The organism is Paenibacillus sp. IHBB 3054 (assembly GCF_051594305.1).
Classification (GTDB): Bacteria; Bacillota; Bacilli; order Paenibacillales; family Paenibacillaceae; genus Paenibacillus_AQ.
Window position 1 is genome coordinate 186027 of the sequence record NZ_JBOFBG010000005.1, and the last position, 15139, is coordinate 201165.

Annotated in this window: 13 protein-coding genes; 10 read left to right on the forward strand and 3 right to left on the reverse strand. The window is 52.5% G+C overall.

Annotated features, from left to right (window positions below; genetic code table 11):
* From argB to argH, 5 genes are all read left to right on the forward strand, one after another.
* The gene (argB, locus tag ACQ76X_RS08845; RefSeq protein ID WP_438493056.1) at window positions 1–819 is read left to right on the forward strand and encodes an acetylglutamate kinase; all 819 of its coding nucleotides are present in this window, start codon (window positions 1–3) and stop codon (window positions 817–819) included.
* Between the two features lie 227 nt (window positions 820–1046).
* Window positions 1047–2333, forward strand: coding sequence for an aspartate aminotransferase family protein (locus ACQ76X_RS08850; RefSeq protein WP_438493058.1), 1287 nt, complete (start codon window positions 1047–1049; stop codon window positions 2331–2333).
* Complete coding sequence (gene argF / locus ACQ76X_RS08855) at window positions 2330–3298, forward strand: ornithine carbamoyltransferase (protein WP_438493059.1); 969 nt, start codon at window positions 2330–2332, stop codon at window positions 3296–3298. The genes ACQ76X_RS08850 and argF overlap by 4 nt, the downstream gene beginning before the upstream one ends.
* Window positions 3299–3615: 317 nt before the next feature.
* Window positions 3616–4851: an argininosuccinate synthase gene (locus tag ACQ76X_RS08860; RefSeq protein WP_438493061.1), complete on the forward strand. Its 1236-nt coding sequence runs from the start codon at window positions 3616–3618 to the stop codon at window positions 4849–4851.
* A gap of 128 nt (window positions 4852–4979) precedes the next feature.
* Window positions 4980–6395 carry an argininosuccinate lyase gene (gene argH / locus ACQ76X_RS08865; RefSeq protein ID WP_438493063.1) on the forward strand — a complete coding sequence of 472 codons (1416 nt, stop codon included), beginning with the start codon at window positions 4980–4982 and terminating at the stop codon, window positions 6393–6395.
* Between the two features lie 132 nt (window positions 6396–6527).
* Here argH and ACQ76X_RS08870 read toward each other — a convergent pair whose 3' ends face one another.
* Window positions 6528–7313 carry an alpha/beta hydrolase gene (locus ACQ76X_RS08870; RefSeq protein ID WP_438493064.1) on the reverse strand — a complete coding sequence of 262 codons (786 nt, stop codon included), beginning with the start codon at window positions 7311–7313 and terminating at the stop codon, window positions 6528–6530.
* A gap of 222 nt (window positions 7314–7535) precedes the next feature.
* Here ACQ76X_RS08870 and ACQ76X_RS08875 point away from each other — a divergent pair, with 222 nt between their 5' ends.
* A complete protein-coding gene (locus ACQ76X_RS08875) occupies window positions 7536–8138 on the forward strand; it encodes a DL-endopeptidase inhibitor IseA family protein (RefSeq protein ID WP_438493066.1) in 603 nt (200 codons plus the stop codon).
* A 20-nt stretch (window positions 8139–8158) separates the two neighbouring features.
* Here ACQ76X_RS08875 and ACQ76X_RS08880 read toward each other — a convergent pair whose 3' ends face one another.
* Both ACQ76X_RS08880 and ACQ76X_RS08885 read right to left on the reverse strand, forming a co-directional pair.
* Window positions 8159–8563, reverse strand: a complete 405-nt coding sequence (locus ACQ76X_RS08880) for a hypothetical protein (RefSeq protein ID WP_438493067.1) — start codon at window positions 8561–8563, stop codon at window positions 8159–8161.
* A gap of 206 nt (window positions 8564–8769) precedes the next feature.
* Complete coding sequence (locus tag ACQ76X_RS08885) at window positions 8770–10206, reverse strand: VanW family protein (RefSeq protein ID WP_438493069.1); 1437 nt, start codon at window positions 10204–10206, stop codon at window positions 8770–8772.
* Between the two features lie 298 nt (window positions 10207–10504).
* Between ACQ76X_RS08885 and ftsE the strand changes: the two genes are divergently transcribed.
* From ftsE to ACQ76X_RS08905, 4 genes are all read left to right on the forward strand, one after another.
* Entirely contained in the window at window positions 10505–11191 is a 687-nt protein-coding gene (ftsE, locus tag ACQ76X_RS08890) for a cell division ATP-binding protein FtsE (protein WP_038600957.1), read from the forward strand.
* The gene (gene ftsX, locus ACQ76X_RS08895) at window positions 11181–12095 is read left to right on the forward strand and encodes a permease-like cell division protein FtsX (RefSeq protein ID WP_438493071.1); all 915 of its coding nucleotides are present in this window, start codon (window positions 11181–11183) and stop codon (window positions 12093–12095) included. Before ftsE ends, ftsX begins: the two co-directional genes overlap by 11 nt.
* 69 nt (window positions 12096–12164) lie before the next feature.
* Window positions 12165–13469, forward strand: a complete 1305-nt coding sequence (locus ACQ76X_RS08900) for a murein hydrolase activator EnvC family protein (protein WP_438493073.1) — start codon at window positions 12165–12167, stop codon at window positions 13467–13469.
* A gap of 119 nt (window positions 13470–13588) precedes the next feature.
* Window positions 13589–15058 (forward strand): S41 family peptidase, encoded by a 1470-nt coding sequence (locus tag ACQ76X_RS08905; protein ID WP_438493075.1) that lies wholly within the window; start codon window positions 13589–13591, stop codon window positions 15056–15058.
* Window positions 15059–15139 lie beyond the last annotated feature (81 nt).

Below are 15139 nucleotides of genomic sequence, written 5' to 3' on the forward strand. Positions count from 1 at the left end.
ATGACCGATGAACGTATAGAGAAGAATAAGGCCGGCGGGCTGTTCGTGATGAAATGCGGCGGCAGTACACTGGCGGCATTGCCTGACTCTTTTTTTGAGGATTTAAGAGAGTTGCAGAGCAGCGGTGTGAAGCCTGTGATCGTTCACGGCGGTGGCCCGGCGATCTCTGGAAATTTGGCGAAGCTGGGTATTGAGAGCCGTTTCGTGAATGGCCTGCGGGTGACGACCGAGGAAGTGCTGGATGTGGTGGAGATGACCTTGGCCGGGAGTATCAACAAGGCGATTGTCCGAAGAATTCAGGGCAGCGGCGGGCAGGCACTTGGCCTATCTGGTGTAGACGGGAATCTCATCATGGCCAAACCGGTAGCGAACAGCGATGAAGTGGGCCAGGTCGGTGAAGTAACCGGGGTTAAAGCAGAGATCATCAAGGGTATTCTTGATTTGGGTTATATTCCTGTAATTGCTCCTATCGGTGTGGATGCCGCAGGCCAGCGCTACAATATTAATGCGGATACAGCAGCCGGAGCGGTGGCTTCTTTTGTGGAGTCGCCCAAAATGATTGTAGTGACGGATGTTCCCGGCATTATGCGTACAGTGGAAGGACAGAAGATCGTGCTTCCGTCGGTGACGGTGGCGCAGATTGAAGAATTGATCGAAAGCGGCGAAATCTACGGCGGGATGATTCCTAAAGTGCGGGCCGCGATGGACTGCATTCAAGGCAGTGTGTCAGAGGTCGTTATTGTGGACGGTAAGGAGCCGAAAGTGCTTAGCCGGGTGCTGCAGGGCGAAGAGCTGGGAACAAGAATTATTTCTTCCTAATATAAGTTGAACAAAAGAACTACCTAGGGGCAAAAGCAGCGGCCGGAAGTCCATATATTCACCGCAGTTGCGTTCCATGCTGGATCGGTAAATCTAAAGTTCAACTTATATAGCTGAATTTGATAGAATGCAAGAGAAGATATACTGCACAGCCGCATTCTAATTGGAATCACAAAATACAGCGCTGCCGGAATACCGGAAGCAGCATGGTGGGAGAGTGACTAAGAATGAGTAAGCTAACGCAAGCGGAAAAGGATTCTTTGACAGGGGCAACGGAAAACCGTTCAGCGGAACTGGAGGATCAGGGGGCTGCTCCTGCCAAGCTGGGTGCGGTATTCCCGTCCTACGCCAGATATGACATTAGTCTGGTCAAGGGCAAAGGCAGCTGGGTATGGGATGATCAGGGCAATAAATATCTCGATTTCATGTGTGGTCTGGCTGTGACCAGTCTGGGGCACGCTCCGGAGAAGGTTGGCGCGAAGCTGAAGGCGCAGATTGATACGCTATGGCATGTGTCGAACCTGTTCCACATTCCGGGCCAGGACCGGGTAGCTGCGCTGCTTACGGGCAACAGCTGTGCGGATCAGGTATTCTTTTGCAACAGTGGAGCAGAAGCGAATGAGGCTGCGATCAAGCTGGTCCGCCGCTATCACCAGAAGGTAAAAGGCACGGGGCGTTATGAGGTCATTACGTTCGAGCAATCCTTCCATGGCCGCACATTGGCGACACTTACGGCTACCGGCCAGCAAAAGGTTAAAGAAGGCTTCCTGCCGCTTCCGGCAGGCTTTAAGACAGTGCCTTTGCATGATCTTCCGGCGCTTAAGGAAGCGATCTCCGAGAATACCGCAGCCATTATGCTGGAGATGGTGCTGGCGGAAGGCGGCGTGCTTGAGGTGCAGCAGGAGTTCCTGGACGCAGTGGTGGAACTGTGCAAGGAGCATGGTCTGCTGCTGATCGTCGATGAAGTGCAGACCGGCATGGGCCGTACCGGCAAGCTGTTTGCACATCAGCATTACGGCATTGAGCCGGATATTTTCACTTTGGCCAAAGGTGTGGCCAGCGGTTTTCCGGCGGGGGTCATGCTGGGCAAAGGCTATTTGCGTGAAGCCTTCAGCCCGGGCAGCCATGCGAGCACCTTCGGGGGCACGCCGCTTGCCGCAGCGGTAATGGAAGCGACCATCGAGACGATGCTCGAAGATGAGCTGCCGCAGCGCGCAGCCGAAATGGGCCGGTACCTCACCGGATTGCTGGGAGAGAAGCTGGCAGATACGCCATTTGTGAAGGAGATTCGCGGCAAAGGCTTGTTGATCGGCATCGAATGCCAGTCGCCGGTAAGCGATATTGTGCTGGCCGGACAGAAGCAGGGATTGCTGTTCGTACAGGCCGGACCGAATGTGATTCGGCTTCTGCCTAATTTATATGTAAGCAAAGAGGAGATCCACCAGGCGGTGGACATCCTTTCCGAACTAATTCATACTTATGCTAACAAAGAAAACGGGGAGGCAGGTTCATGAGCCAGGGTGTACAAAACGCTGCGAATACAATCGCACAGCAGCTCAAAGGCCGTGATTTACTGGAGCTGAACGATTACAGTCCGGAAGAAATCACGTATTTGATTAATTTGGCCATCGAGCTGAAGCAGAAGCAAAAGAACGGCGAGGTCTACCAGCCGCTAAAGGGCAAGACGATCGGGCTGATCTTCGAGAAATCCTCGACCCGCACACGCGTTTCATTTGAAGTGGGAATGTATCAGCTGGGCGGACATGCGCTTTTCTTAAGCAAAAATGACATTCAGCTTGGACGCGGAGAAACGGTCGGCGATACGGCGCAGGTAATGTCCCGTTATCTTGACGGCATCATGATCCGTACCTTTGGCCATGATAAAGTGGAGGATCTGGCGCGTTATGCCTCAGTTCCTGTAATCAACGGACTAAGCGACCTGGCTCATCCTTGCCAGGTGCTGGCCGATTACCAGACGGTCTATGAGCACAAGGGTAAGCTTAAAGGGCTGAAGCTGGCTTATATCGGCGACGGCAACAACATGGCGCATTCCCTGCTGATCGGCGGAGCCAAGCTGGGTGTGCATGTCTCCATCGCCGGACCGGAAGGCTATGAGCCGGATGCCGCTGTCGTCGCGGAAGCGCGGGAGATCGCCAAGGAGACCGGCTCTGTCATCGTCATCACCCGCAGCCCGCAGGAAGCGGTGCAGGATGCCGATGTCATTTACACGGACGTGTGGGCGAGCATGGGCTTTGAGGCCGAGCAGCTGGCCCGCGAAGCGGCGTTCAAGGACTATCAGGTCAATGAGGAACTGGTCAAAGGTGCGAAGAGCGACTACCTGTTCATGCACTGCCTGCCGGCCCATCGCGAGGAAGAGGTCAGCACCGGTGTAATCGACGGGCCGAATTCGGTCATTTTTGACCAGGCAGAGAACCGCCTGCATGCGCAGAAGGCCTTGATGGCCGCGCTGATGGGCTAATTAATTTAGCCTTAGGTTTAGAGTGAATAAAGATTGATCTTGCAAGGGTCTTGCTTGGTCTTATACTATATAAAACACTATATAAGATGAACTGTTATAAATAATAGGGTGAAAAGGAACGAAGGGGAAGTTTGGAACTGTAGGAGCGTAAGCGTCCGCCTTTGTCTCCGGATGTTAACCGCTATAACGGTATAATCAAAAACATCTGGAGACAACAGCGGCCGGAAGTCCAAACATTCTCCGCAGTGACGACCAGAGCCCGATTGTTGTATAGTAGTTCATCTTATACCCCCCACACGAAAGGAAGTTGCTTCTTCATGGCTAAAGAAAAAATTGTACTCGCCTATTCCGGCGGACTGGATACCTCGGTCATTCTGAAATGGCTGAAAGAAACCTATGACGCGGAGATCATTGCTTTTACAGCCGATATCGGCCAGAAGGAAGAGCTGGATGGTCTGGAGGAAAAAGCACTGGCGACCGGCGCCTCCAAAGTTTACATTGATGATCTGCGCGACGAGTTCGCGAATGACTTCATCTACCCGATGTTCCAATCGGGCGCACTTTATGAAGGACAGTACCTGTTGGGCACCAGCATTGCCCGTCCGCTGATCGCCAAGCGGATGGTGGACATTGCCATCGCTGAAGGCGCTACGGCAATTGCCCATGGCGCAACAGGCAAAGGCAACGACCAGGTACGCTTTGAGCTGGGTGTAGCTGCACTGGCTCCGAACATCAACGTTATCGCACCTTGGCGGCTCGAAGAGTTCCGCAACCAGTTCCCGGGCCGTGCAGAAATGATCGCTTATGCGGAAGCCAACGGAATTCCGGTACAGGCCTCAGCGGCAAAACCGTATTCCATGGACCGCAATCTGCTGCATATCAGCTATGAGAGCGGCGTGCTGGAGGATCCTTGGTTTGATCCAAGCGCACCGGAGAACAAGGGAATGTTCCTGCTCAGCAACGCGCCGGAGGATGCTCAGGACGAGGCGGAATATTTGGAGCTGGATTTCCTCAAGGGCGATTGTGTTGCGCTGAACGGCGAAGCTTTGACCCCGCTGCAAGTCATGGAGAAACTCAATGAACTGGGCGGCAAGCACGGTATTGGTCGCGTGGATATGGTGGAGAACCGTTTTGTCGGTATGAAGAGCCGCGGCGTGTATGAAACTCCGGGCGGAACGATCCTGTTCACGGCACACCGCAAGATGGAGTCCATCACCATGGACCGTGAAGTGATGAACCTGCGCGATAGCCTCATTACCCGTTACAGCACTTTGGTATATAACGGCTTCTGGTTTGCGCCTGAACGTCTTGCTCTACAGGCTCTGGTCAAAGAAAGCCAGCAGAACGTGACTGGTACGGTGCGTCTCAAGCTCTACAAAGGCAATATCATCGGTGCCGGCGTTAAGAGTCCGGTCAGCCTGTACAACCCGGATATCGCGACGATGGAAGCTGATCCAACGCAAGCGTATGACCAAGGCGATGCTACAGGATTTATCCGTCTAAATGCCCTGCGTCTGAAAGTATCAGCAGGTGTAGCGGAATCCAAGAAGTAGAGTATTTTAACCGCGCGGCGGTATTAGTCAAGAAATAAGTTCAGCTTAATTAAGCAGACATCCGAAGGCCGTTCCTCCCGTCAGGACAGGAGCGGCCCTTCTGGCGTCAACAGAGGAGGAAACAACAGGTGAGCAAGCTTTGGGGCGGACGTTTTACCAAAGGAACAAACAAGCTGGTGGAGGAATATACGGCTTCCATCGGGTTCGATAAGGCTTTGGCCGAAGAGGATGTGCAGGGCAGTCTGGCCCATGTCACAATGCTGGGCAAATGCGGGATTTTGCCGCAGGACGATGTAGAAACGATCAAGGCAGGCCTGAATAAGGTGTTGGATAAGGTTCGGGCGGGAGAGATTGTTTTTTCCGTAGCGGATGAAGACATTCATATGAATATCGAAAAGAACCTGATCGAGGAAATCGGTCCGGTCGGCGGGAAGCTGCACACCGGACGCAGCCGCAACGATCAGGTGGCGACCGACATGCATCTGTACCTGCGTAATCGGGTAGTAGAGCTGGTTGGGCTGCTGCATGAGCTGCAGGAAGCGCTGATTGGACAGGCGAAGGATAATGTGGAGACGATTGTTCCCGGTTATACGCATTTGCAGCGGGCACAGCCGATTCTGTTCGCCCATCACCTGCTGGCTTATGTGTCGATGTTCCGCCGGGATGCGGAGCGCCTGACGGACAGCTACAAGCGGATCAACGTGCTGCCGCTGGGAGCGGGTGCGCTGGCGGGGACTACGTTCCCGATAGACCGCCATTTTGTAGCGGAACAGCTTGGCTTCGACAGTGTGTACGAGAACAGCCTGGATGCAGTCAGCGACCGTGACTTTATTGTTGAGTTTCTCGCCAACGCCTCACTGATCATGACCCATCTGTCCCGGCTCAGCGAGGAGCTGGTGCTGTGGAGCAGCACGGAATTCAGCTTCGTGGAGCTGGACGATGCCTTCTGTACTGGCAGCAGTATTATGCCGCAGAAGAAGAATCCGGATGTGCCGGAACTGGTGCGGGGCAAAACCGGCCGCGTCTACGGCAACCTGATTGGCCTCCTGACCGTGCTGAAGTCCCTGCCGCTGGCTTACAACAAGGATATGCAGGAAGACAAGGAAGGCATGTTCGATACAGTAGCCACTCTTACAGGGGCGCTGCAGCTGTTTGCACCGATGATCTCCACCATGAAGGTGAACAAAGGGCGGATGCGTGAAGCGGTGAATACCGATTTCTCCAACGCGACCGATATTGCAGACTTCCTGGTCGGCAAAGGCTTACCTTTCCGCCAGGCCCATGAAGTCATTGGCAAAACCGTACTATTCTGCATTAACGAAGGGAAATTCCTGCTCGATCTGACGCTGGAGGAATTCAAGCAGTTCTCGCCGCTGTTCGACGAGCAGATCTATGCAGTCCTGCAGCCGGAAGCGGTGGTGGATGCGCGCAACGTATACGGCGGTACAGCCACTGTGCAGGTGAAAGCAGCGATTGAACGGGCAGAGGGCTCCTTGCTTGAGGCCAATAAATGGGTAGCGCAGCATGGGAACGCCGCTGAATAGTTAACTTTTGGCCAACGCATCATCGAAAGAGCTTAAATCAATAAAGACTGTCTTCAGCCGTATCTTAGATGCGGGAGGACAGTCTTTTTTTTTCTATGCTAGGGGAATGTCTCTGCATTGGCAGAGAAAAGCCTATTTCGATAATGGCAGCCAGGCCAGCACATCGCGGATCTTGGTGTCCCAGTAGCCCCATTCATGTTCGCCCGGGCCTTCCTCATAAGTGAGGGGCAATGACGTCTTGCTGCAGGCTTCACGGAAGGCCTGATTATCCTCGTACAGGAAATCCTCGGTGCCGCAGCACTGGTAGAGCAGCGGTTTGGGTCCCTTCGAGCCGTCAGCTTCTTGAAGCAGCCACAATAAGTCATCTGGAGTGCCTGCGATGTCTTTCTTGCCAAAGATCAGTTCGTACTCTTTACTTTTCTTCGAGGCATCTTCCCAGTTCAAGAAATGATGGGCCATATCGAGTGCCCCCGACAGACTTGCAGCAGCGGCAAAAACCTCCGTCTTGCGCAGCCCCAGCTTGATCGCCCCATAACCACCCATCGAGAGGCCAGCCACGAAGTTATCCTCACGTTTCGGTGACAACGGGAAAAAGGAGCGCGCCAGCGCAGGCAATTCCTCACTGATAAACGTCCAGTAATTGCCCCCTGAGGCCATATCCGTATAAAAGCTGCGATGTACCTGCGGCATAACCACAGCAATCCCCAGTTTCGCTACATACCGTTCGATTGAAGTCCGGCGCAGCCAGATGGAGTCATCATCAGACAAGCCATGCAGCAAAAACAGCGTCGGGTGAAGATCACCCCGTTTTACATTGCTGAGCCCGATCTGTGTAGTGGTTTGCTGCGGCAAAATGACAGTCATCGAAGTGTTCAGTCCCAATACTTCCGAATAAAATTTGCATTCTATTAAAGCCATTTATTCACTCCTCCTCTCAGCCAAATAATAGCACAGTGCAAATCCGATATACATCCTCGGCGGAGCTTTTTTTGTACTTGCCGGACATTAATCCGTTTTCATAAGAAGCGGGATTGGGTATTTTAGCTTACGGGACACCGTAAGCTATAAAGTAGCTATCGCTGCAATGGAAGCATTTGAGCTCTGCTAATTTTTAAAGACAATGAAGGAGGCGTTTAAAGGATGAACAAGAAGTGGATGATCGGTTCATTAGCTCTCTCCCTGGGGCTGATATCTGCGGGAAGCGGGGCACTGGCGGCTTCACCGCCGCTCTCGAATACAGCGGTAAAAAGCGTGGCCGCAGTGGCACCGGGCAAAGAGGGGCCGGCACTGATCAATAATTTGACAGTCAATAGCGTGGTTCCGCTTGTGGCCCATGCCAAAGCTTTGTATACGTATACGCATCGCGGAGGAAGTGCATATATGCCGGAGCTTTTTCAGTATAATGCTATGGAATACCGGTTTCTTTCCAGTGATCTCGGAACGAAGCAGAAGCTGCTCAGTTACATAAAACGTGCGTATACCCACAAGGCGGCAGCTTATTATGTACAGAATCAATTTCTGGAGTATAAGGGGAGAATGGCGCAGGTGAATGCCGACATGGGCAATTCACTGCAATATGAGAAGGCCAAGGCCAGAATGGTTTCCAAAACCACAACCTCAGCAGTGTTCGAGATTACTGTGCCTTATCCAGAGGGCCAGGGCCCGACAGAAGATGTAATAGTCAACCTGAAAAAAGTGAACGGGTACTGGAGGATTGACACGTCACCGGACATTCTTTTCTAAGAGGCAGTGAAGTGGGTTTACTATTCGGGCTGAGGTAGATCTGAAGGGTAGACAACACCGACGAACTTGCCGTTGCTCGTAATAATAATGCAATCATTTCTCATAGGCTCGGGGCGGTTCAGTGCTTCAGCCTGCACGTTGTCTGGGGAGGCGGAGATGTCTGCAATCAGCGGCTTACGGTTCATCAGCTTGGTTATAGATTCTCTGTAGAAATGATCCATGCCCAAACGTCCGGTAGCTTTCAAAAAGAAGCGCTCGCACATCAGCAGGCCAACCGGTTCATTCACGGAATTGCAGACGACGATGCATTTGGATTCCGGATGCTGAAACATGACACGCAGCGTTTCACGGCAGGTGCGGGAGGCGTAGACGGCAGGAGCGCTGCGGACGACGGAGGGTAGTCCGGATGCAAGTATTGTGCTCATAGTAGTTCATCCTTTCTGATATTAGTTTACTGTCAGTGTAACGTCCGATCATTAACTGCGGTGGCGCTGTAGATTATCAGAGTGTAAAATGGATATAAACGGGCGTGCAACGAATGCTTTCTTATACTTCCCAAAAAGACGGTCAGAGCATTCGCTGCTGACCGTCTTTTTCGAATTTCCGGAATGCCCGCCAGTATAGGGAAGGCTCACTGCTGTTGACTGCTGCGTACGCCATCCTCAACCAGTTGCTTTTTGGGCGATTCCGGCAGGGTGGATCTGCTCATGCCGCCGCGGTTGATGGCGATGACCCGTTTTTGCGCCGGATAGACATCGCGTGAGAGCTTTGTCTTCTCTACGGCCTTGCCGTCCTCATAGCGGGTAATATAGGTCTCAACCACATAGCCGGTTTTGCCGTTCTGCAGTACCCGTGTTCCGCCGGGAGGCAGCGAGGAGTCGCCTACATATTTATCGGTTGGCGGCAGCACCTCCACGGTCTGGGAGTGGACAGCATAGGAAACGTTCTTCGGGAACGTTCCGAACAGCTTTACAGTTAAGGTGCGTCCCTGTACCGCAGCTTTAATAATCAAGTATTTACCGGTGTTGTTGCGGAAGCGGAAATTGATGTAGCCCTGGGCGAAAGTTGCATCCTGTCCCTTGGGCAGATAGCTGACCGGCAGCGAATGATTGCGCCGCTCCACAATTTCCAGCCCCGAGCGGAGTGCGGCGTTGTAGAGGGTGCTGGAGACCTGGCAGATTCCACCGCCGGTGCCGGGCTGCAGCTTTCCGTTCACAATGACCGGTGCTTCACGGAAGCCGTATTCAACCTGAGCTTTTTCAATCGCTTTACCGTAATCGAACACAGCGCCCGGCGGGAGCATTGTACCGTTGACGGCTTTGGCGGCGGCTTCTACGTTAAAGGACCTCCCGGGTCCGCTTGTACCGAGTGAAGTGCTGAATTGGGTGATTTTCCGTTCAATCCCCTGGTCTTTCAAAGCTCTAAGTGTGACTGCTGGCTCCTGGACGGCCAACGGCACTTCAAGAGTGATTCCCTTGCCTTGCAAAGAATCTACGGTACTGAGTCTGGTTGGCAGGGCCGCCCGGAGGGCAAGCTCCAATCCGTGCCAATCTACCTCGTAGGAGGTCTTCTCTGGTGTGTAGACTACCCGGTCATCCTCAGTAATCCGCCGCGTGGCGTCAACGGGAATACCAAAAGACTCTCTTTCCCAGGCCGGGCTTAAGCTGTTCTGGAGCTGGCTGATCTCCAGATGGGCACCGAAGCTCCAGCTGCGGGGGAAACTCCGGCGGGCACGCACCCGGTCCAAGAGTCTTCCGTCTGTCAGCTCCTTCAGTCCCCGGAGGAAATGTTCCGCTTCGTAGGTCATTCCCGCTTGCTTCAGCGTGAGGGTCAATTCCGTATTACCCTCCGCCTTCAGGATAAGAGGGACCGCCTCCAGCGCCTCCAGCCGCGCATTTAATCCATTGCGGACCTCGTTGATGTCCATTCCGCCGATGTTCCAGCCTGCCAAATGGGTGTCCTTCGGAATGGTTTTCTGGCTCCCATATAAATGAAGCGCTCCGGCGAAAAGAGAACCGGCAAGGATGAGCCCGATCAGAGCGATAAGCGCAGCGTGGATTTTTTTCATGAAAATTCTCCTTCTGGGGGCGTATTGGCGCTTGAAGCGGCGCGGGCCATAGTAACAATGCTAGTAGTAACAATGCTTAAAGAACGGTTTCTGTAACCGATATATATGTACAGGGGACAACAATCAGGCTTTTATATATGTATATGTGCGGCTCCGGCAAAACTTTCGGGTACTCAATCGGTTACGGATTTGTTACAATAGATACGCCTGCGATAATAATGCAGTTTATGGAAGCTCCCGCTGTTTACTGTCGAAAGGCAGGGGCCGGAGCAATATGTCAGAATCGGGAAGTGATAAGATGATCGAAATGCAGGATGTATGGAAGACCTACCCGAACGGAACCCATGCCCTTCAAGGTGTATCCGTTAAGATCGATCGCAATGAATTCGTTTATATCGTCGGACCGTCCGGCGCAGGGAAATCAACGTTCATGAAATTAATTTATAGAGAAGAAACTCCGACCAAAGGACAGATATCTGTAGGCGGGTTTAATATAGGTAAGCTTAAGCCGCGCAAGATCCCTTATGTCCGCCGTAATATCGGCGTTGTGTTTCAGGATTTTCGCCTGCTGCCCAGGCTGACAGCTTACGAGAATGTCGCTTTTGCTATGGAGGTTATTGAAGCACCGAAGAAGATCATTAAGAAACGTGTCAATGAAGTGCTCGACCTGGTAGGTCTCCGCAGCAAAGCGGGCCGTGAGCCCTCACAGCTGTCGGGCGGGGAGCAGCAGCGGATCGCGATTGCCCGGGCCATCGTCAACAATCCTTCCGTTATTATTGCGGACGAGCCTACCGGCAATCTGGATCCCGAGACCTCATGGGGAATTATGCAGCTTCTTGACGAGATTAATTTTCGCGGCACGACCATTGTCATGGCTACCCACAACAGAGATATTGTCAACAAAATGCGCAAGCGGGTGCTGGCTATAGAGAACGGTAACATTGTTCGAGACCAGGTGAGAGGGGAATACGGTTATGAGTTTTAAGACCTTCTTGCGGCATGTGCGGGAAGGCTTCAAAAACGTATTCCGCAACGGTTGGATGTCGGTGGCTTCCATCACATCCATTGTCGTCTCTCTCTTCGTCCTAGGCGTATTTATATTGCTAGTGCTTAATGTTAATTCCGTCGCAGACAAGGCGGACAGCCAGGTGCAGATCAATGTGCATTTAGCGCTGAATACGGATCAGAAGATGCGTGAAACGGTGGAGAACGAAATCGGCAGCATGCCGGAAGTCAGCAAGGTTGAGTTCGTCTCCAAGGAGCAGGGGCTAAAGGAATTCCGCGAAGATATGGGCCCGGATGCCGCCGAGCTTTTGGAAGGTTTTGATGTAGACAATAATCCGCTGCCGGACAAGCTGCTGGTGGAAGTGATCGAACCCAAAACTGTTCCATTCGTATCCGAAAAGATTGAAGCACTCAACAAGACCCACAAAGAGCAGCCAATCTTTAAAGTTAACTACGGCAAAGGATCGGTAGAGACGCTGTTCAAAGTAACGCGTGCTGTGCGCAACATCGGCTTTATTTTTGTGGCAGGACTTGCGCTGATGTCGATGTTCCTGATCTCCAATACGATCCGGGTGACCATTCTTGCCCGCCGCAAGGAGATTGGCATCATGAAGCTGGTGGGTGCGACGAATTATTTTATCCGCTGGCCGTTTTTTATTGAAGGTGCACTCATTGGTCTGATCGGCTCACTAGTCACCTCGGGTGCGCTCTACATCGGTTACACCGGTCTGGTGTCTTCCGTACAGGGAGATCCGATGCTTGGGCTGAAACTTGTTCCGTTTGAGGATATTTGGATAATGCTCTGCGGGCTGCTGGTTGGCCTGGGTGTGCTGATCGGTGTGTGGGGAAGTACCGTGTCGATCCGCAAGTTTTTGAAAGTGTAAGTTATCATTTAATATTACTGAAAATTACGAAACGCTAAATATTTGAGAACAAAGGATGGGGAGTGCGAGTTGAAGAAGATTGCCGCCGGATTAGCCGCTGCATTGCTGGCTGTCACTTTAGTAGGACCCTCTGACGGATACGCCAAGAAGACAAGTGTCGCTGAAATTGACAAGCAATTGAAGAAGCTGCAGCAAGAGGTGCAGGCGGCAAAGGCCGCACAGAACAAAGCGGAATCGCGCAATCAGGAAGCCCAGCACTATAAGAACAAGACAACGCTTAATCTCCAGCTTGTGCTGGAGCAAATAGATCAAGTGAAAGGCGAAATGAAGACCACCTCCGGCAAAATCGCCAGCACCGAAGAGTCGCTAAATGTTACTGCTGCCGAGCTGGATGAAGCAGAAGCGCGTGTAGCTTCCCGGGAGAAATTGCTGGAATCTCGCGTTCGGCTGATGTATACAGATGGGGCGGTATCGTATCTTGATGTGCTGCTCTCATCGAAGAGCTTTACAGACTTTCTCGACCGGGCCGATTCGCTGAAAATGATTGTGGATCAGGATCAGGATTTGCTGGTGCAGCACAAAGTGGACAAGCAGACCGTTATTGTGAAGAAGAAGGAGCTTGAAGGGCAATATGCCCAGGCCAAGCAGTTGTACACGAATCTGGAATCCCAGCGCAGCGTGCTTAAGGAAAGGGAAGCGCAGAGACAAGAACTTATTGCTTATTATGACAAGGAAATACAAGATACGGATGATATCAGTGAAGAGCAGAACGCCAAGCTAGTGCAGCTTGCCAGTGAACGTTCCGCTTTACAAGTGCAGAAGGATAAGATTAAGGCTGAAGAAGCGGCACGCAAGGCAGCAGCAGCGAAAGCGGAGGCGGCCCGCAGAGCGGCGGCAGCGGCAGCTAGAGCGAAGGCTTCAAGCGCCAGCAGCTCCAGTTCTAGCTCCAGTTCCAGTTCTTCGGAATATGTTGGAGGCAGTGGTCCTTTCCTGATGCCGGTAGGCCAGGCGCGTATTTCTTCTCCTTTTGGTCCGCGTACCCATCCGGTGACAGGAGAGGTTGGTAAAGTGCATACCGGTGTGGATTTTGCAGTTCCGCAGGGGACGAGCATCCATGCAGCGGACTCCGGCACCGTTATTATTGCAGAATGGTGGAGCGGTTACGGAAACTGCGTAATTATTGACCACGGCGGCGGTGTCTGGACATTGTATGGACATATCCGCGAAGGCGGCATTAAGGTGAGAGAAGGCGAACAGGTAGAACGAGGCCAAGTAATTGCTGAATCGGGATCGACAGGTCGTTCAACGGGGCCCCATCTGCATTTTGAAGTCCGGATTGATCAAAAAGCGGTTAATCCAATGCCTTATCTCTAATTTTTAGCACTAATAAATATAAATTCGTTATACGGCATATACTGGGAGAGATACCGTTCTTTCCTGGACGGACTAATGTGGGTTTTACGAGATGGACAAGAAGGGACGGTGGGAACGTTATGTTAAAGAAAAGCACAGCGGCCTTTATGATCGTCGCCGCCTTGCTGTGCGGCAGCCTGCTGACCTTAGGCGTAACCGGATATGTGCAAGTATTTGGACAAGCCGCAGGCGAAGGCCTGGCGGCGTCGGTGCGGCCGACCGGTGGCCTGGAGGACAAGGAGTCACAGAAGCTTGGAACCGCTCTGAGTTTGATTGAGGGCAATTATTACGAGACTGTGGACCGGGAAAAGCTGATAGATGGTGCGGTCAACGGTATGATGGAAGCCCTGGGCGACCCTTATTCCAACTATATGGGCAAGGAAACGGCAGAGAAGTTTGAGGAGAGTATCGAAGGCTCCTTCTCGGGAATCGGTGCGGAGGTTTCCTCGGACAACGGCAAGGTAGTGGTGGTGTCCCCGATTAAGGGCTCACCTGCCGAAAAAGCCGGAATTCAGGCCAAGGATGTTATCCTGTCGGTGAACGGGGAATCGCTGGAGGGGTTGGAGCTGAATGCGGCTGTAGCCAAGATACGCGGCCCGAAAGGCAGCGAAGCCACGCTTCAAATCCAGCGGGCAGGTTCTGCAGTGCCGCTGAAATTTGTAATTACCCGTGCTGACGTGAAGCTAGAGACTGTGTATGCGACCATGGAGAAGAACGGGGTGGGTGTTATCGAAGTGACCCAGTTCTCCATGAATACCGCCGAACGCTTCAAGACAGAGCTGGCTAATCTGGAGAAGCAGGGCATGAAGGGACTTGTCCTTGATGTCCGCAACGATCCCGGGGGTGTACTGCAAAGAGTCATTGAGATGGCAGAGCAGTTCGTACCGTCCGGCAAAACGATTGTCCAGGTCGAAAATAAGGACAAAACGCGCGAGGTCAGTACCTCAAAGGGCTCAAGCAAGAAATACCCGGTAGTCGTACTGATGAACAAAGGCAGCGCAAGCGCATCGGAGATTCTTGCCGGGGCATTGCAGCAATCGGCCGGGGCCAAGCTGATCGGTGAGAATTCATTCGGCAAGGGCACGGTGCAGACCAGTTTTGAAAAGGAACTTGGCGATGGCAGTCTGCTCAAGATTACCATTGCCAAGTGGCTGACGCCGGATGGCACCTGGATTCACGGCAAGGGAATCAAGCCGGATATCGCGGTATCCCAGCCTGATTACTTCTCGGTGGCACCTATTAACAAAAGTGTGGCACTGCAATACAACATGAACAGTTCCGATGTGAAAAGCGCACAGACGATGCTAGAGGGTCTGGGCTACAAGCCGGGCCGCAAGGATGGATATTTTGATGCAGGCACGAAGGAAGCAGTCAAGAAATTCCAAAGCACGGCGAAGCTGAAAGCGACGGGTGTCATTGACGCCAAGACAGCAGAAGCCATGGAGCTGGCGCTGATCAAGGTTATTCAGGACCCGGTCAATGATAACCAGCGGAACAAGGCAATCGAAGAGATTCAGAAGGAAATTAAGGCAACAGCGTCGAAAAAGTAAGAAGGCTGAATTCAGCCTTCTTTTTTTCTATGACGGGTAGACGATAGTGGATTACACTGCAATAGGAGTCAAGCCAGGGAG